The 17,785-nt window shown below is 71.7% G+C and carries 14 protein-coding genes and 1 pseudogene; 12 read left to right on the plus strand and 3 right to left on the minus strand.

What is annotated here, in order from left to right:
• Positions 1-64: 64 nt before the first annotated feature.
• From ACSMXW_RS25730 to ACSMXW_RS25765, 8 genes are all read left to right on the plus strand, one after another.
• Positions 65-1,591, plus strand: coding sequence for an MFS transporter (locus ACSMXW_RS25730; protein WP_485799748.1), 1,527 nt, complete (start codon positions 65-67; stop codon positions 1,589-1,591).
• Positions 1,592-1,876: 285 nt separating this feature from the next.
• Positions 1,877-3,160, plus strand: a complete 1,284-nt coding sequence (locus ACSMXW_RS25735) for an extracellular solute-binding protein (RefSeq protein ID WP_485799749.1) — start codon at positions 1,877-1,879, stop codon at positions 3,158-3,160.
• 40 nt (positions 3,161-3,200) lie between these two features.
• Entirely contained in the window at positions 3,201-4,361 is a 1,161-nt protein-coding gene (locus ACSMXW_RS25740; protein ID WP_485799751.1) for an ABC transporter ATP-binding protein, read from the plus strand.
• Entirely contained in the window at positions 4,358-5,290 is a 933-nt protein-coding gene (locus ACSMXW_RS25745; protein WP_485799753.1) for an ABC transporter permease, read from the plus strand. Before ACSMXW_RS25740 ends, ACSMXW_RS25745 begins: the two co-directional genes overlap by 4 nt.
• A gap of 6 nt (positions 5,291-5,296) precedes the next feature.
• Positions 5,297-6,187, plus strand: coding sequence for an ABC transporter permease (locus ACSMXW_RS25750; protein WP_485799755.1), 891 nt, complete (start codon positions 5,297-5,299; stop codon positions 6,185-6,187).
• 200 nt (positions 6,188-6,387) lie between these two features.
• Entirely contained in the window at positions 6,388-7,155 is a 768-nt protein-coding gene (locus ACSMXW_RS25755; protein ID WP_485799757.1) for a cupin domain-containing protein, read from the plus strand.
• Positions 7,156-7,567: 412 nt separating this feature from the next.
• Entirely contained in the window at positions 7,568-8,668 is a 1,101-nt protein-coding gene (locus ACSMXW_RS25760) for a Gfo/Idh/MocA family protein (RefSeq protein ID WP_485799759.1), read from the plus strand.
• Positions 8,669-8,948: 280 nt separating this feature from the next.
• Complete coding sequence (locus tag ACSMXW_RS25765) at positions 8,949-9,941, plus strand: DUF6807 domain-containing protein (RefSeq protein WP_485799761.1); 993 nt, start codon at positions 8,949-8,951, stop codon at positions 9,939-9,941.
• Positions 9,942-9,962: 21 nt separating this feature from the next.
• Here the strand turns inward: ACSMXW_RS25765 and ACSMXW_RS25770 are convergent.
• Positions 9,963-10,227, minus strand: a pseudogene (locus ACSMXW_RS25770) (helix-turn-helix domain-containing protein); the annotation flags it as partial.
• Between ACSMXW_RS25770 and ACSMXW_RS25775 the strand changes: the two are divergent.
• Positions 10,211-10,738, plus strand: coding sequence for a hypothetical protein (locus tag ACSMXW_RS25775; protein WP_485808582.1), 528 nt, complete (start codon positions 10,211-10,213; stop codon positions 10,736-10,738). The pseudogene ACSMXW_RS25770 and the gene ACSMXW_RS25775 overlap by 17 nt on opposite strands.
• A gap of 79 nt (positions 10,739-10,817) precedes the next feature.
• Here the strand turns inward: ACSMXW_RS25775 and ACSMXW_RS25780 are convergent, their stop codons facing one another.
• On the minus strand, positions 10,818-11,606 hold the full coding sequence (locus ACSMXW_RS25780) for a GntR family transcriptional regulator (protein ID WP_485799763.1): 789 nt from the start codon (positions 11,604-11,606) through the stop codon (positions 10,818-10,820).
• Positions 11,607-12,330: 724 nt separating this feature from the next.
• Here ACSMXW_RS25780 and ACSMXW_RS25785 point away from each other — a divergent pair.
• On the plus strand, positions 12,331-14,400 hold the full coding sequence (locus tag ACSMXW_RS25785) for a glycoside hydrolase family 36 protein (RefSeq protein ID WP_485799765.1): 2,070 nt from the start codon (positions 12,331-12,333) through the stop codon (positions 14,398-14,400).
• 225 nt (positions 14,401-14,625) lie between these two features.
• Here the strand turns inward: ACSMXW_RS25785 and ACSMXW_RS25790 are convergent, their stop codons facing one another.
• Positions 14,626-15,210 carry a winged helix-turn-helix domain-containing protein gene (locus tag ACSMXW_RS25790; RefSeq protein ID WP_485808317.1) on the minus strand — a complete coding sequence of 195 codons (585 nt, stop codon included), beginning with the start codon at positions 15,208-15,210 and terminating at the stop codon, positions 14,626-14,628.
• A 98-nt stretch (positions 15,211-15,308) separates the two neighbouring features.
• On the opposite strand from ACSMXW_RS25790, the gene ACSMXW_RS25795 reads away from it, so the two are divergent.
• A complete protein-coding gene (locus ACSMXW_RS25795) occupies positions 15,309-16,607 on the plus strand; it encodes a D-tagatose-bisphosphate aldolase, class II, non-catalytic subunit (protein ID WP_485799767.1) in 1,299 nt (432 codons plus the stop codon).
• Entirely contained in the window at positions 16,604-17,767 is a 1,164-nt protein-coding gene (locus ACSMXW_RS25800) for an SIS domain-containing protein (protein WP_485799768.1), read from the plus strand. The genes ACSMXW_RS25795 and ACSMXW_RS25800 overlap by 4 nt, the downstream gene beginning before the upstream one ends.
• The last annotated feature ends 18 nt before the right edge of the window (positions 17,768-17,785 follow it).

A 17,785-nucleotide genomic window follows, 5' to 3' on the forward strand; every position in this document is an offset into this window, starting at 1 on the left:
CGTGGCCGACGGGTACCCGCACGCGGCACCGTGCGCAGACGTAGGCAGCGAACGAGGAGGCAGGGTGGCACCGTCGTCCGAGAACCCCGGACGCCCCGGGCCCGGGGCGCCCCCGCCGGACGGCGGCGGATCCGGCGCCGCGCCGGATCCGCGCCGCTGGAAGGCGCTCACCGTCTGCCTTGTGGCCGGCTTCATGACGCTGCTCGACATCTCCATCGTCAACGTCGCGCTGCCGTCCATCCGCGAGGGGCTGCACGCCGGCGTCGCCGAGCTTCAGTGGGTGGTGTCGGGCTACGCCCTCTCCTTCGGTCTCCTGCTGATCCCGGCGGGCCGGATGGGGGACGCGCGCGGCCGGCGGGCGGTCCTCATGACCGGCCTCGTGCTCTTCACGCTCGCCTCCGCGGCCTGCGGAGCGGCCCAGTCCAGCATGTGGCTGGTGGTGGCCCGGGTGGCGCAGGGACTCGCGGGCGGGCTGATCTCGCCGCAGATCTCCGCGCTGATCCAGCAGATGTTCTCGGGGGCGGAACGAGGGCGCGCGTTCGGGATGTTCGGCACGGTGGTCGGCATCTCCACCGCCGTGGGCCCGGTCCTGGGCGGCCTGATCATCCACGCCGCGGGCCCCGACGAGGGCTGGCGGTGGGTCTTCTACGTCAACCTGCCGCTGGGCGCCGTCTGCCTGCTGCTCGCCCGCCGGCTCATCCCGGACACCCCCACGGCCGGGCGGCTGACGGTGCGGCGACTCGACCCGGTGGGCGTCCTGCTGCTCGGCCTCGCCGTGCTCCTCCTGCTGCTGCCCTTCGTGCAGTCCCAGCAGTGGCCCGGCGACGGAAAATGGCTGCTGGTGGTGGGCGCCGCGGTGCTGATCGCGGCGTTCGCCGGCTGGGAGCACCGCTGGAGCGCCCGGGGCGGGGACCCGGTGCTGTACCTGTCGCTGTTCCGGATCCGCAGCTACTCGGCCGGATCGGTGCTGATCCTGCTCTACTTCGCGGGCTTCACCTCGATCTTCTTCATCACCACGCTCTTCCTGCAGAGCGGCCTGCACTACTCGGCGCTCGCGGCCGGGCTCTCCATCACCCCCTTCGCGCTGGGCTCCGGGGCCACGGCGGTGGTCGGGGGGCGGCTGGTGGCGCGGTTCGGGCGGGCCCTGGTGGCGGTGGGCCTGACGGTGGTCGCGGTGGGCCTCGGCGGCACCGCGCTCGCCGTCCACCTGGTGCCGGACGGCGGAACGGGCCTGGCGATGGCGCCCCCGCTGCTGGTCGCGGGGCTCGGCAGCGGCCTGGTCATCGCGCCCAACCAGACCCTGACGCTCTCCCAGGTCCCGGTGTCCGCCGCGGGCAGCGCGGGCGGCACCCTCCAGACCGGCCAGCGGGTCGGCTCCGCCATCGGCATCGCCGCCGTGGGCGCCGCCTTCTTCGCCGAGCTGCGCAGGGCGGGCTGGGCCGCCGCCTACGACCGGGGTCTCCTCATGGCCGTGGTCTTCGTCGTCGCCGCGCTCCTCATCGGACTCGCCGACACCGGGGCGTACCGCCGCCAGCGACGGCGTGAACGCGCCACCGAGAGCCGGAATTCCAAACTCCACGATCGCCACTAGAAAGCGCTTGCTCACACAGGGAGCAACCGGATGGGCGCGCATCGGCGGCCCGGGTGCGACTCTCCGCGCTGTCAATCGCCCACCGTCTCCCCGGTCTTCCGTCCCTTCTGTGCGTTACATCCCTTTCTTCGGTGTCGTATGTTCCCTATGTCCTCGCAGAGTTCAACCAGTTGAATGTGACTCATTGCACCCTGCGAAACCCTGTCGTAACCTCCACCGAAAGCGGTTACCCACCCTTTGTTTTCGGCCGCTTCGTGCGGTGAGGACGCGGCAGGAAGGTCACGCATGCAGCGACTCAGCGGTCCCCCGGAAGGGGGCGGCGCCGGGGGCGGAGCCGGTGCCACCAGAGGCCCCGGGCGCGGCAGGCTCCCGCGGCGGCGCTTCGCCTCGCTCGGCGCGTACGCCCTGGCAGCGGCGGGCGCCGCGGCCTGCGCGCCGCCCACGCTCAGCTCCGCCCCGGAGAACATCACCCCGCGCGCCCCCAAGCGGCCGATCGACATGACGATCCTGGACGGCTCCGGCGACCTCGCCGTCTACCAGGCCGTCTACTCGGACTTCGCCAAGACGTACCCCCACCTGGTGCGCACCATCCACTTCCAGACGGCGGCCTCGCCGGACGTGCTGGGCAAGCTCCGCGCCCAGGCGCTCAGCGACCACGTCGGCATCTCGCTCATCCTCGGCGGCAGCGACATCGTCGGCGCGCTCCAGCAACAGCGCCTGCTGACCCGGCTGCTGCCCCGCTACCAGCGCTGGCTGCCCGACCTGACCACCATCCAGGACAAGCCCCGCCGCGCACTCCAGGCCATCGCGCACGGCTACGGGATCATGAACCTGTGGGGCCCCAGCGGCCCGGCCTGGGCCTACGACAAGAACCGCATCGCTCCCGGCGAGCTGCCCCGTAATCCGCAGCAACTGCTGGCCTGGGCCAAGGCGCACCCGGGCAGGATGACCTACGCCCAGCCGCCCAACTCCGGCCCCGGCAGGCAGTTCATGATGTCCCTCAGTCGTGAGCTGGGCGACAAGGACCCCTCCGACCCGGCCAAGGGCTGGGACAGGACCTGGGCCTACCTCGCGGAGCTGGGCAGGTACACCGCCTCGTACCCGGCCAGCTCCACCCTGATGAACAAGCAGCTCGCCGACGGCAGCGTCTGGCTCGTGCCCACCTCCACGGCCTCCGACTTCAACAACCACCGGACCAACGTCTGGGGCCCGGACCAGGGCTTCGCCATCTTCGACGACCAGGCCTGGATCATGGACGGCCACTTCCACATCGTGCCGCGCGGCGTGAGCCCCGAGACCCTGTACGTGGACCTGGCCTTCATCAGCTGGGTGCTCCGGCCCGCCCAGCAGGTGCGCACCTTCGCCTCCGGCACCGTCACCCCGGCCAACGCCACGGTCAAGCTCTCCCAGGCGACCCCGGCCGCGCAGGCCACCGTCCGCAAGTACGGCCGCGTCGACTATCTCGACCACGCGTTCACGGTGGGCAGCCTCAACACCCCGCTGGAACCCCTCGTCCTCACCCAGGCCTTCGACCTCTGGCAGCGCAAGATCGGCAGCCAGGGGCACTGACCGCCCACCGATGCCAAGGACGCCAGAGAAAGGCAGTCACGTGAATCTCCGCGAAGACCCCCATGCGCCGCCGTCCTTCGCCACCCTGCGCCTGGACGGCATCTCGCGCTGGTTCGGCAGGGTGCCCGCACTGCGCGAGCTGACCATCGAGGTGGCACGGGGCGAGTTCGTCGCACTGCTCGGCCCCTCGGGCTGCGGCAAGTCCACCACGCTGGCCTGCCTGGCCGGCCTCCAGCCGCTTACCTCCGGGGCCATCTGGCGCGACGAGCGGCGGATCGACACCCTGCCCGCGGAGCGCCGCGGCTTCGGCATGGTGTTCCAGAACTACGCGCTCTTCCCGCACCTGACCGTGCAGCGCAACGTCGAGTTCGGGCTCGCCATGCGCAAGGCGGGGCGCGCCGAGCGGCAGGCCAAGGCGCGCGAGGCGCTGCGCACCGTCCGCCTGGAGGACCACAGCGGCAAGCGGCCCGGACAGCTCTCCGGCGGCCAGCAGCAGCGCGTCGCCATCGCCCGCGCGCTGGCCTTCGAGCCGGAGATCGTGCTGATGGACGAGCCGCTGTCCAACCTGGACGCGGGACTGCGGGTCGACCTGCGCGCCGAGATCAAGCGGTTGCACGAGTCACTCGGGCTCACCACCGTCTACGTCACCCACGACCAGAGCGAGGCCCTGTCGCTCGCCACGAAGATCGTCGTGATGAAGGACGGCTGCGCCGAACAGGTCGGCCCGCCCGAGGAGTTGTACCGGGCACCGGCCTCCGCGTACGTGGCCCGCTTCATGGGCTACCGCAACACGTTCCCCGGCACCGTACGGAGCGTGGCCGCGGACGGCGTGCTGGTGGACTTCGGGGGCCAGTCGGTGCTCGGCACGTTCATGTCCGAGGGGGCCCCGGCCCCCGGACAGCAGGTGCTCGTCGCGCTCCACCCGGACGACCTGGTGCCCGGCCCCCAGGCGGACGGGGAGACGGCCGACGGCGCCCCGGCGAGCAGCGTCGCCGCGTCGGTGGAGGTCATCGAGTACCACGGCCGCACCGTGGAGGCCGTCGCCCGCACCGCCGACGGCACCGCGCTCCGCGTCCAGACCGACCGGCCCCTGCACCGCGGCGAACCGGTCCACCTGCGCATCCGGGCCGACCGCGCGCTCGTCTACACCGACGACGGCACCGCGGACGAGCTCGACGTGCTCGCGGAGCAGGTCGCATGAGCGCCGCCGCACCCACCGCGCCCCGCCCCGCCGCGGCGCCCGGCGGGGCACCCGGGCGCGCCGCCACCCGGCGGGCCCGGCTCGCCGAGCACGGTGTCGACCGGATGCTGCTGCTCCTCGTGCCGGCCGTCGCGATCATCGCGCTGCTCTTCGTCTACCCGTTCGTGTACGGGCTGCTGATCTCGTTCAGCCCGCTCAAGGGCGGCGCGTTCGCCAACTACCACGACTTCTTCGCCGACCCGTTCCTGCGTCAGACCATCTGGTACACGGTCCGCCTCGCCATCCCGGTGGCCGTGGTGAGCCTGCTGCTCGCGGTGCCGCTCGCCTACCGGCTGCGGCGCGACTTCCGCGGCAAGCGCGCCATCACCCTGATCTTCCTGCTGCCGGTCACCCTCGGCAGCGTGGTGCTCTCCGAGGGCATGACGACGATCTTCGCGCCGGGCGGCTGGTTCAACCTGGTGCTCGGCTCGGTCGGGCTCGGCCCGGCGAGCGTGCTGTACGGCTACTGGGGCACGTTCGTCGCCGCGGTGCTCGGCGTCGTCCCGCTGATGCTCCTGCTGCTCATCGGGTTCTTCGGCGGCATCGACCCGGTGCTGGAGGACGCCGCCGCCACGCTGGGCGCGGGGCGGGCGGTGCGGTTCTGGCGGGTGCTCTTCCCGCTGGTGCTGCCCGGCCTGATCACGGCGCTCAGCCTCGGCCTCGTCGAGGCGTTCGCCATCTTCCCCTCGGCGGTGCTGGTGGGCGAGCCCAACGGCGCCACCCATGTGCTCTCCATCCCCATCTACCAGGCGGCCCAGCAGCGCTTCGACTACTCGGCGGCCTCGGCGGACGCCACCGTCATGGTGCTGGTCGAGATCGTCGTCCTGGGCGTGCTCACCCTCGTCCGCTCGCGGCTCTACCGCGGTGCGGCGGCCGGCGGAAAGGGCTGATCGGCCATGGCAACGACCACCGTCCCCACCCGCCGGGACGCCGCCGGACAGGGCGGCGGCACCGGCCGCCGCACCCGCTTCCGCGGCCGCACCACCGCCACCGGCGTCATCACCTACGCCGCCGCGCTCTGCTTCGTGCTGATCCTGCTCGGCCTGCTCGTCTCCGTGGTGGTGCAGTCCTTCGCCACCTCCTGGCACGGCGGCTGGTGGCCCGACGGCCTCACCGGCTCGTGGTTCTCGCAGGCCTGGGCCGACCCGGCCTACGGCGTGCGCAGCCACCTGGCGACCACCTTCGAGATCGGCCTCGCCGTCGTCGCCATCTCGCTGGTCGCGGGCGTCCCCGCGGCCTACGCGCTGACCCGGCGGAGCTTCCCCGGCAAGTCGCTGATCCTGCTCCTCCTGCTGCTGCCGATCATGCTGCCGCCGCTGACCTACGCCACGCAGCTGTCCTCGCTCATCTACACCATCGGCCTCGGCGGCACGCTCACCGGTGTGATCCTGTCCAACCTGGTACCCGCGCTGCCGTTCGTCATCCTGGTGATGATGCCGTTCGTGGAGCAGGTGCGGCCGGACGTCGAGCAGGCCGCGCGGGTGCTCGGCGCCGGCACCCTCCAGATCTTCCTGCGGGTCGTCGGCCCGCTGCTGCTGCCGGGCGTGCTCGCCGCGTCCATCCTGACGCTGGTGCGGGTCTTCGGCGCCTTCGAGCTGACGTTCTTCGTCTCCGGGCCAGGCAGCGAGTCCCTGATCGTGGCGCTGTTCGGCGCCGCGTCCAACCCGGCGGGCTCCGCGCCGCCGCTGGTCGCCGCGATGGCGGTCTGCTACATGGGCACGTCCCTTGTGGTGTTCGCCCTCGCACTGGCCTTCGTCAACCCGACGCAGATCGTGTCCCGGCGGTGAGCGGGACCACGACGACCGCACGGCCGCGGGTGCGTACGGGCGCACAGGCACCCGGGGCCGGGTGACGGGGGGACGGCGGGACGGGGGGACGGGGGGCGGAAACCGGGCGGGCCCCGGTGCCGGCAGGGCCGGCACCGGGCGGCCGTCCTCGCACAGAGTCCAGGCCGGCGCCGCCGGCCCGAGGAGGCAGAGCAGAGTCCATGTCGGAAACACCACTTCTGCCCGCGGGTGTGGGCATCTCCCGGCTGCGCGTGTACCCCTGGGAGACCCAGGACCAGCTGCACGGCGGCTCCCCCCATATGCACCTGACCTGCACCGAGTGCTACACGGTGCTCAGCGGCCGGGGCGAGCTGCACACCCTCACCGCCGACGGCCTGCGCCGGGTGCCGCTGACCGCCGGCGACGCCGTCTGGTTCACCCCCGGCACCATCCACCGCGCCGTCAACATCGACCAGCTCGACGTCCAGGTCATCATGCAGAACGACGGCCTGCCCGAGGCCGGGGACGCCGTGCTGACCTTCCCGCCCGAGCACCTCACCGACCCGGCCGCGTACGCCGCGGCCGCGTCGCTCGGCGACGGCCTGCCCGCCGAACGGCAGGACCGCGCACGGGCCCGCCGGGACCTCGCCGTCAGCGGCTTCGAACGGCTCGTGGCGGACGTGGAGCACGGCTCGGGCGAGGCGCTGCGGGAGTTCTACCGGGCCGCCGCGGGCCTGGTCGCCGACCGTCTGGACGCCTGGGAGGCCTCGTGGCGCGCCAAGGCGCTGGCGGCGGCGGAGGCGACCGGCGAGCAGATCGCCGCGCTGCGCCGCGGCGATGTCGGCCACCTCGGGCAGGCCCGGGTGGCCCGGATCGCGGCGCCCGAGCAGGACACGCTCGGCATGTGCGGGTTCCTCGCGGTCTATCCGCGCGACGGGGCGGAGGTGCCCAGGGGTGGGGGCACGCCCGGTGGCCCGGGGGCCGGCTGAGCGCCGGGCGGCGGGTCCCCCTGTGGGGTGCGCCCCGGTAGGGGCGCGGGGCTGTGACATCGTGCGGCTCCGCCGCGTGGGTGCGACCGGCCCCGACGCGCCTGCGGCGGGCCACCGGGCCCAGCCCCCTGCGGTCTCCTGCCGGGCCTCCGGTCGGTGGGGGGTGGTCGCGCGGTTCCCCGCCCCCCATTCGGTTGGCGGCGAGCCCCGTGGGGTTGTCGTGCCGGGCCACCGGCCGGTGGAGCCCGAGCGCCCAGTGCCCCGCGCCCCTGCCGGGGACCCTTCGCTGGCGCAACCCAGACTTCGTGGGTATTGCCCACCCGAATCCACCACCCTAGGCTGCCGTGGAAAGCGTTTTCCATCCGGTGCGGGTCGCCACCCGCACCGGCCCCCTTTCGACCGGGAGTGCTCGTTGTCCGTCACGTCCGCCAAGCCGTTGCGCACCGCCATCGTCGGCACCGGGAACATCGCGCGCCGCCACGCCCAATCGCTGCAGCAGATCGCCGAGGAGACGGGCGAGGTGGAGTTGGTCGCGGCGGCCGACACCGACCCGGGCCGGCTCTCCGCCTTCGCCTCCGAGTTCTCCATCGCCGGCTACTCCGCCACACCGGACCTGCTCGCCGCCGAGCAGGTCGACCTGGTGCACATCTGCACCCCGCCCGGCGCCCACACGCCCGTGGCGCTCGCCGTGCTGGAGGCCGGCGGGCACGTGGTCCTGGAGAAGCCCGCGACGCTGACCCTGGCCGAGTTCGACAGACTCGTCGAGGCCGAACGCGCCACGGGACGGTATGTGGCCACCGTCTCCCAGCACCGGTTCGGCTCCGGCGTGCAGCGGTTGCGCGGCCTGCTGGAGTCGGGCGCCGCGGGGCGCCCGCTGCTCGCCCTGTGCGACACCACCTGGTACCGCGACCAGGCCTACTTCGACGTCGAGTGGCGGGGCCGCTGGGACACCGAGGGCGGCGGTCCCACGATGGGCCACGGCATCCACCAGATCGACACCATGCTCTCCGTGCTCGGCCCCTGGACCTCCGTCAGCGCGGTGGCGCGCCGGCAGGCCCGCACGGTGGACACCGAGGACGTCTCGCTCGCCCACGTCACCTTCGAGAACGGCGCGGTCGCCTCCGTCGTCAACAGCGTCGTCTCGCCCCGCGAGGAGAGCTACCTCCGCTTCGACTTCGAGTTCGCCACGGTCGAGGTGCGCCACCTGTACGGCTACACCGACACCGACTGGACCGTCACCGCGGCGCCCGGCTACGAGGAGCAGGTCAAGGCGGCCTGGGCGGCCGGCCCCACGGACATACGCAGCGAGCACCTGGCGCAGTTCCGGGCCATCGTGGCGGCCCTGCGCGAGGGCGTGGCCCCGCCGGTGACCACGGCCGACGCCCGCCGCACCCTCCACCTCGTCGCCGGCATCTACGCGTCCGCGTTCGGCGGCACCCGGGTGGCGGCCGGCGACCTCGGCCCCAAGTCGCCGCACTACGCGCTGATGCAGGGGGACGGGCCCGTCTGGTGACGGGCCGGCCGGCGGATCCGGGCACCGGGCCCGCCGGGCACCGGATCCGCCGCCCGCCGTCGCGGCGACACCGCCGGAGGTCCGTCCGGGACCAGCCGGGGGCGTCATCCCGGGCCATCCCGGGGTCATCCCGGGTGCCCATCCGGGAGACACCCGATCTCCACCTGGCAGTTGAGCAAGCAGTGAGCAAGCGCTTTCTATCCCCTCCCTCTCCCACATACCCGCTTCTCGCGCGGCACGCCCGCGATTTGCGGCCTTCGCAGTAAGGAAAGACATCACCATGTCAGCATCGATGGAGCTGGGCCGGGTGGCGGGGCCCGGCGGTCAGGAGCCCGCCGAGACCGGTCTCGGCCTGGTGCACGAGCAGGGCAGGTCGCTCATCGTCCGCTGGCGCGGCAGCGACCTCTTCCGTTACGTCTACCGGCCCTGGGAACCGCAGCTGGAGGCCCCCAAGCCGTACTTCCACCCGCTGCGCACCCTCGGCGGCGACCTCGTCAGCCTCTACCGCCCGCACGACCACGTCTGGCACAAGGGCATCTCGTGGTCGCTGTGCAACGTCGGCACGGAGAACTTCTGGGGCGGCCCGACCTACACCCGTGAGGCCCAGGCGTACCGACAGCTCGACAACGACGGCGAGCAGCGGCACACCGGCTTCGAGCGCCTGGAGGTGGCCGACGACGGCCTGGGCGTGCGGGTGGACGAGACGCTGGACTGGATCACCCAGTCCGGGCGGACCATGTTCACCGAGCACCGCAGCTTCGCGGTCCGGCCGCACCCCGAGCAGGGCGCCTGGCAGCTGGCGTACTCCTCACGGATGCTCAACACCAGCGGCGGGACGGTGGACTTCGGCAGCCCGACCACCAAGGGCCGGGAGGCCGCCGGGTACAGCGGCCTGTTCTGGCGCGGCCCGCGCTCGTTCTCTTCCGGCGTGGTGGTGACCCCGGAGGGCCTCGGCGGCGACGAGCAGATGGGCCGCACCGGCCCCTGGCTGGGCTTCGTCGGCCGGCACGACGGCGCCGGGGTCGGCTCGACGCTGGTCTTCCGGGACCACGAGTCGAACTTCAACTTCCCCACCAAGTGGTTCGTGCGCTCCGGCATGTACGCGGTGGTCTGCCCCGCACCGTTCTACGACGAGGAGCACCCGGTCGCCGCGGGGGAGACCCTCGAACTCCGCTACGACGTCCTGATCGCCGACGACGTCCACGACGTGGCGGGGTGCGCGGCACTGGCGCAGACGGCACAGGAGCACGACCTGCTGTCGGACAGGTCCTAGACGCGCCTTAGGGTCTGCCGATCATTGACCTGTTGTCTTGGTCTTGCTTTTGGGACTGCTGCTCTGGGCGGCCGCTCCGGCTCGAAGGGCTGCCAGGGCGGCCCGGTGGGGGTGGCCGGCGTGATGGTGATGCCTTGTACTTCGAGGAGGTGCCTGATCTTCTGCAGGGTGCGGTGCAGTGCGGTGCAGTGCGGTGCATTGCGGTGCGGCTGCTGTTGAACAGCACGGCAAGAGGTTCTGCGGCCGGGTTGACGCGCAGGTGGAGCACGGTGGCCAGGACCTGGTCGCGCTCCAACGCGTCCGTGCGACTCGCCCTGTTCGCCGCCGCCGTCGCCTCCTGGCGCGCACTCGACGCCCTGCGCGCGCACGCCGACTATCTCGCCGGGCACTCCATCGGCGCGTTCGCCGCGGCCGTCGACCGCGTCCTGGCCCTGGCCCGCGCCCACGGTGCCACCAGGGCCCGGCACCTCGCGGTCGACGTTCCCGCGCACTGCGTTTTGATGGCGGGACCCGAACGCGAGCTGACCGCCGTCCTGTCAGGCGTGACGATGGCCCGCCCAGGGATCCCCTTCGCCGGGAACTGCACGGGCCGCACCCTGCGCACCGCCGACGCCGTGCGGCAGGACCTCATCCGCTCGGTCGCGCGCCCGGTCCGCTGGCACGAGGCCACGAGCGTCCTCATCGACTCGTACAACCACCGACGGCTGCACGGTGGGACAGGCCATCTCCAGCCCGTCGAGTACGAGGCCAACCGCTACCTGGAAGTCACGGAACCGCAGGTCAGCACCATAATCTGAGATCTCTGCGAACCCGGGGCGGGCATGACGAGGAGACCCGGCCATTGCGCTTCCCTGCTGCCGCGTGAAAGGCCCTCATTCAGGCCTGATTGGTGATGGAGGCTCGGAAGCGGTAGCGGTCTCCTCGGTAGACCTGGACGGTCAGTTCGATGGGGCGGTCTGTCTGGTTGGAGGTCAGCTGGGTCGCGACGAGCATCGGCATGGTGCCGCCGATGTCGAACAGCTCGATCTCCCGTCGTGTGGGGTGGCGGGCTTCGACCGAGTAATCGGCAACGCGGGGTAGTTGCGGCGGGTCGGCCGCGCGCAGGGTGGCGTACAGCGAGGCGGTGTTGAAGTCGGTCTCGGCCAGGGCCGGGCAGGCCGCCAACGGGAGCCGGTTGTGTTCGAGCACGACCAGCAGGTCGTCTAGGAAGCGCAGTCGGTGGAGGTCGAACAGGTCAGCGCCCGGGGCGATACGGAGCTGTTCGGCCTCGGACACCGTGGACGGGCGAACGCTGGCGGAGAGAACCTTGCTGGTCGCCGTCAAGCCGTTGGCGTGGGCGTAGTCGGCGAACCCCTGCACCTGGGGGCCCGCCGTCGTGGACGCCATCGCCGGATCCGGGAGCTCGCCCAGGTCGGCGACAAACCAGCCGCGCGACGACGACGGCCGCACGATGCCACGCGACTCCAGTTGAGTGAGGGCGGCTCGCAGTGTCACGCGTGAAACACCGTACCGCGTGACCAGAGCCCGCTCGGAGGGCAGCCGGTCGCCGGCGCGGGCAGCGGCGGCGCGCAGGTCGTTGAGCAGTTGGGCGGCGGTGCGCTCGTAGAGCGGGAGGGTGTCCTCGGCGAACAGGCCTCTGGGCATCGGCGTCCTCGCATCGGTCATACCAGAAGCATACCGGTTCTGCCGAGTGCCGAGTGAGTCCCCCGGAGGAGGGGCCGACGCTCGAACGTGGAGTCCCGGCGACCTGGCCGGGCCGGCCTCCACCAGCTCCCCCAACCGGATTGCGGCCCCGAGCCCGGCCTGGCCGTCACGGCGGGAACTCGCATCAGGAATTGAAGATCAATGATGCCGTGTGAGGGCCGTTGACATGCCACTCACATACCACTTACGTTCTCGACGCAGACCGCGCGGGTGCTTCGCGCGGGTGCTTAAGGAGCGATCCATGGGGCCGTCCACCTCTCCGACGACGCGTACACCCGGCGCTATGACCTCGATCCGGTGAAGGAACTGCGCCGGTCGGTCACGTCGATGAGCGTCGTCAGGGTGTCTGCCCACGGCGGCGGGCCGGCGGCGGAACGTGGGGGTCTTCCGAGGCTCGACGGATTCGTGACGCGCAGATGGCGGTCTCTTGCGACCTCGTCGAGCGGACGAGCCCGGTGCACGCCTCCTGCCATCCAGCACACCTGCCTGACAACCCGTCCCACGCAGGACGCCGATCGCAGTTACGCAAGGCGTCATTCGTCCATGTGCGCCGTGATCGGCATCGTTCCGGCAATCGGCGGCTCGGCTCCGGTGATCTACAGCGACGGACGGAAAGGCGAGACCTCGTCGTCAGGCACGCACGGCGAACCCGAAGACAGTGTGACGTGACCGAAAAGGAGTTGGCATGACCGAGATGAACCGGCGGACCGTACTGAAGGTGGCGCTGGGGGGCGCCGGCCTGGCCTCCTTCCCTGCCGTGGTCATGGGCGCCACGCCGGTAGCCGCCGCACCGAACCGTGGTCCCGACATCGTCGGGGTCGGTGACACCTCCATAACCTTGGAGTTCGACGAGGGACTGCGGAGCCGGGTGGCCTTGAAGGGCGTCAACGTGACGCGGTTCGACGCCAGCGAGGTCCTGCTGCTGGACGGTACGACCATCGACGAGTTCACCTACCGCGGACACGAGACCCGCGGCATCGCGGGTTCCCGGCACGGCGCGGGTGTCCAGGTGACCGTCTGGGGCGACTGTGCGACCGGTGTGCGCAAGACGGTGGAGCTCACCTCCTTCCGGCGCCTGAGCGGGATGATCGTGATGAAGGTGACCTACACCAACGTCTCCGGTGGCGAGCTGGAGGTCACCGGGTGGCGCAACGGAGCCCATGAACTCCTGGAGGCCCCGGGCGGCTTCTACACGTTCTCGGGTACCACCTACACGGACCGTCGTGACTGGGTGCGGCCGATGACGGACGGCTTCCACCAGGAGAACTCGCTGGGGATGGACTCCTCCGACTACGGCGGTGGCACCCCGATGGCGTCCGTGTGGCGTCCGGGCGCGGGCCTTTCCGTCGGGCACGTCGAACCCGTGGCGAAGATACTGAGCCTGCCGGTGCGCAGGACGGCCGGCGGGGCGAGCCTCGCCGTCCAGGGCGACACGCCCCTCACCCTCAAGCCGGGCCAGAAGCTGACCACGCAGACCACGTTCCTGACGGCCCTCCCAGGCGACCACTTCGTGCCGCTCCAGCGCTACCGCGACTACATGGGCGACATCGGCCTTGGCGCCCCCAAGGCCCCGAAGACGGCCCTCGACCCCATCTGGTGCGCCTGGGGTTACGAGCGCGACTTCACCCTCGACCAGGTCGTCGCAACGCTTCCCAAGGCACGTTCGGTCGGCCTCACATGGGCCGGGCTCGACGACGGCTGGCAGACCAACGAGGGCGACTGGGACCTCAACCCGCAGAAGTTCCCGCACGGCGACGCGGACATGCGCGCCTTCACCCAGCAGGTCCGGGACGCAGGCATGCTGCCGCGTCTGTGGTGGGCCCCGCTGGCGGCGGACCCCGACAGCAACCTGTTCAGGGACCACCCCGACATGCTCCTGCTGGACCGGGACGGCAACAAGCAGAAGGTGACCTGGTGGGACGCCTGGACCCTGTGCCCGGCCTACCAGCCGACGGTGGACTACTTCGTCGCCCTGGTGAAGAAGTTCATCGGCGACTGGGGCTATGAAGGGCTCAAGACCGACGGCCAGCACCTCAACGCCGTCGCGCCCTGCTACAACCCGGCGCACGGGCACGCCCGCCCCGAGGAGTCGACCGAGGGCCTGGCACGGTTCTGGAAGGCGGTCCACGAGGCCGCGAACGAGGCGAAGCCGAACGCGCTCGTCGAGCTCTGCCCGTGCGGCACCGCCTTCGCCTTCCACAACCTGCCCTACGTCGACCAGTACCCGGGCTCCGACCCGGAGTCGTCCTACCAGGTCCGCAGCAAGGGCAAGACCATGAAGGCGCTGATGGGCCAGGGCAGCAGCTACGCCGGCGACCATGTCGAACTGAGCGACAACGGCGACGACTTCGCCTCCAGCTACGGCGTCGGAGCCGTCCTGTCGACCAAGTTCACCAACCCGGGCGGCCCGGACGACTCGATCGTGCTCACCCCGGAGAAGGAAGTGCTCTGGCGCAAGTGGGTCAACCTGTACGAGGAGAACATGCTGTCCACCGGTGAGTACCGGGGCGAGCTGTACGACATCGGCTTCGACAAGCCCGAGACGCATGTCGTGGCCAAGGAAGCGACCCTGCACTACGCCTTCTACGCCCCCCGATGGGACGGGACGGTCGAGCTGCGCGGCCTGGACCGGGGCAGGTACCGCGTGACCGACCCGTTCACCGGCACCTCCCTCGGAACCGCCGATGCCCAGCACAACACCGTGAAGCTGAGCTTCGAGCGGTTCCAGCTCATCGTGGCCGAGCCCATCGGCTGACCGGGTTCCCGAGAACGGCAGCGACCGGGCACGCGCCGGCAGGTAAGGACGTTCAAGCGGCCGTTCAGGGGGCGGGCACAGGGTGATGCGGGCGCCTGGCGACGGGCCGATCGAGGTCGGTGAGTCGGTCGGGCGCCCGTTGTCCGGGGGATCGGTGCGGACGGTGCTTGTTGCAGTGCTCCGCGTACTCGCCGACGACGAGGCGGAGGTGGGGCTCTCGCGCGATCAGGATGCGGCTGCCGGGCCTCCACCGAGTAGTCCGCGACCCGGGGAAGTCGCACCGGCACCAGTTCGTCGAGGAAACGCAGCGCGCCGCATCTCGAACAGGGCGGCGCCGGGTCCGACGCGCGGTGTCCCGGCTTCCGTGACGCTCGCGGGCCGCACCGCGGACCGCAGCACGTGGCAGTGGGTGGCAGCCCGTGCTGGGCCGCGTAGTCGGCGAAGCCCTCGACCGTGCGTGCGCCCGCCCCGGCGACGTCCGGGGCGCCCGGGTCGCCCTGCACCGGGAACGCGGTCGGCTGTGCGACGGACCGGCGGCGGGCCGTGACTGGCTCGACCAGCCCCCGACCAGCCCCGGGCCGCCAGATCCGTGAGCGCCGCCCGCATGGTGACGCGCGACACACCGTACCGCGTGGCCAGGGTCCTCTCCGACGGCAGCCGGTCTCCGGGCCTCGCGCCGCCGACCGGGACGTCCGCCCACAGGCGCGCTGCGACCTGGGGCGTACAGCGCCAGCGCGTCGTCGGCGAGCAGGCACTGAGGGACGGGGAGGGGTGTTCCGGGGAAGGAGAGATACCAGAGTAATACCAGATTTGTGACCGTTGACGTCCACCTTTAGTACCAGTACCGTTCCCGTCAGCTCCTTGCCACTACGGCACATGGGGCCGGAGTGGAAGTCTTGAGGGGTTGGATGATGCAGAGCCCGTTGGACGAGGTGGTCCGCCGCCAGAAGGCCCGACGACCGCAGGGCATCACCTCCGTGTGTTCGGCCCATCCGCTGGTCATCGAGGCGGCCGTCGTGCAGGCACGGGAGACCGGTGGTCACGTACTGGTGGAGGCGACCTCCAACCAGGTCGACCAGTACGGCGGTTACACCGGCATGCGGCCGGCCGGCTTCCGTGACCTCGTGTACGGCATCGCGGTGGACCGTGGTCTGCCACTGGACCGCGTGGTCCTCGGCGGCGATCACCTGGGCCCGAACCGGTGGCGGGCCCTGGCGCCCGACGAGGCGATGGAGCGGGCCTGCGCCCTCGTCGCCGCGTACGCGGCGGCCGGTTTCACCAAGATCCACCTGGACTGCAGCTTCCCCTGCGCCGGCGACCCCGTACCGCTGACCGACGAGGTGGTCGCCGATCGTGCCGCGCGGCTGATCCGGGTGGCCGAGGACACGGTGGGTTCCGAGGGGGCCGAACGGATCCGGTATGTGATCGGGACCGAGGTGCCCACGCCCGGTGGCGCACACGAGACGCTCGGTGCCCTCGTCCCGACCAGGGCAGAAGCGGCGCGCGCGACCCTGGAGCAGCACCGGAAGGCGTTCGCCGTGCAAGGCCTCGACGGTGTCTGGCCGCGCGTCATGGCATTGGTCGTCCAGCCGGCCGTGGAGTTCGACCACCTGCGGGTCGTCGACTACCGGCGGGAGCTGACCGGGGAGCTGCGCGGGGTACTCGACGACGAGCCCGCCATGGTCTTCGAGGCGCACTCGACCGACTACCAGACGGCCGAGGCGCTCACCGCGCTGGTCGAGGACCACTGGGCGGTCCTCAAGGTCGGTCCGGGGCTGACCTTCGCCCTTCGGGAGGCGCTGTTCGCCCTCGCCGCGATCGAGTACGAACTGGTGCCTGCCGCCGACCGGTCGCGGTTGCCCGAGGTCGTCGAGCAGCGGATGATCGCCGAGCCGGCCATGTGGGAGGGGTACTACCCGGGCGGTGCGGCCGAGCAGCGCCTCGCCCGCCGCTACAGCTACAGCGACCGGCTGCGCTACTACTGGCCCGACCCCGAGGTCGAGCGGGCGCAGACCAGGCTGCTGGACAACCTCACGGCCCTGGACATCCCGCTGCCGCTGCTCAGTGCCCATCTTCCGATGCAGTACGCCCGCGTCCGCCGAGGGGAACTCCAGGCCCGGCCGCGCGACCTGGCTGTGGACCGTGTCCGCGACGTGCTGCGCGACTACGGCCGTGCCTGCAACCCGAACCTCAAGGAGTACGTGTGATCACCCCCTCCGGCACCCTGCCGGTCGGCACCGGGGCAGCCGACACCGTTCGCGAGATCGCTCAGCAACCCGGCCTGTGGCGAGAGGTCGAAGGGCTCGTCGCGGCCTCCCGGGAGTCGCTGGACGCGTTCCTGCGCCCGCTGACGGCCCGCGGTGACCTGCGGGTGGTGCTCACCGGTGCCGGCACCTCCGCGTTCGCCGGCCAGGTGCTCCAGGCGGCACTGGCCCGGCGCCTGGGACTGCGCGTCGACGCGGTCGCCACCACGGACCTCGTCGCTGACCCCCGCGGCTGCCTGGCCGAGGACGTGCCCACGCTGCTGGTCTCCTTCGCCAGGTCGGGTGACAGCCCGGAGAGCGCGGCCGCCACCGCCCTGGCCGATCAGGTGCTCTCCGAGGTGCACCATCTCGTGATCACCTGCAATCCGCAGGGCAGGCTGGCGCTGGAGCACGCCGACCGGCCCGCGTCCCACGTCCTGCTGATGCCGGCCGCGGCCAACGACCGGGGCTTCGCCATGACGTCGAGCTTCACCTGCATGACGCTCGCGGCGCTGCTCGCCCTGGGTGGCGACGCCTACGACGGGCTCGCCGGCCGCCTGGCACGCGCGGCCGAGTGGATCATCGAGGACACCGGCGTCGCCCGAGGCGTCGAAGCCCTCGTGGACCGCGCCCCTGAGCGCATCGTCTTCCTGGGCAGCGGGGCGCTGAGGGGCCTCGCCGAGGAGTCGGCGTTGAAGGTGCTCGAACTGACCGCCGGGACGCTGGTGGCCCGCGCCGACTCCTCCCTGGGATTCCGGCACGGGCCCAAGGCGGTGCTCAACGAACGTACGGTCGTGATCGTGTACGTGTCGAACGATCCGTACACCCGCCAGTACGACCAGGACATCGTTGCGGAGCTGCGCGGGAACCTTCCCGCAGGCGGTGTCGTTACGGTCGGCGCGGGCTCCAGCCCGGGAACCGGCGGCAGCCGTGACGACGCTTGGCCGCTGCCTGGCCTGGATGACGTCGAGGACGTCGCCCTGGCCCTGCCGGCCGTGGTGTACGCCCAGGTCGTGGCCCTGCGCTCGTCGCTGGCCCGGGGCATCCGGCCGGACACCCCGTTCCCCTCGGGCGAGGTCAACCGAGTCGTGCAGGGCGTGATCCTGCACACCCTGCACAACTGAGACAGAAGGCCAGACGAT

The organism is Streptomyces sp. DSM 116793 (assembly GCF_057320905.1).

What these genes read in the sequence shown, in the direction of transcription:
- ACSMXW_RS25755 (WP_485799757.1), top strand. Translation starts at nt 6,388, where the DNA reads ATGTCGGAAACACCACTTCTGCCCGCGGGTGTGGGCATCTCCCGGCTG.
- ACSMXW_RS25745 (WP_485799753.1), top strand. Translation starts at nt 4,358, where the DNA reads ATGAGCGCCGCCGCACCCACCGCGCCCCGCCCCGCCGCGGCGCCCGGC.
- ACSMXW_RS25795 (WP_485799767.1), top strand. Translation starts at nt 15,309, where the DNA reads ATGATGCAGAGCCCGTTGGACGAGGTGGTCCGCCGCCAGAAGGCCCGA.
- ACSMXW_RS25750 (WP_485799755.1), top strand. Translation starts at nt 5,297, where the DNA reads ATGGCAACGACCACCGTCCCCACCCGCCGGGACGCCGCCGGACAGGGC.
- ACSMXW_RS25780 (WP_485799763.1), bottom strand. Translation starts at nt 11,606, where the DNA reads ATGACCGATGCGAGGACGCCGATGCCCAGAGGCCTGTTCGCCGAGGAC.
- ACSMXW_RS25765 (WP_485799761.1), top strand. Translation starts at nt 8,949, where the DNA reads ATGTCAGCATCGATGGAGCTGGGCCGGGTGGCGGGGCCCGGCGGTCAG.
- ACSMXW_RS25785 (WP_485799765.1), top strand. Translation starts at nt 12,331, where the DNA reads ATGACCGAGATGAACCGGCGGACCGTACTGAAGGTGGCGCTGGGGGGC.
- ACSMXW_RS25735 (WP_485799749.1), top strand. Translation starts at nt 1,877, where the DNA reads ATGCAGCGACTCAGCGGTCCCCCGGAAGGGGGCGGCGCCGGGGGCGGA.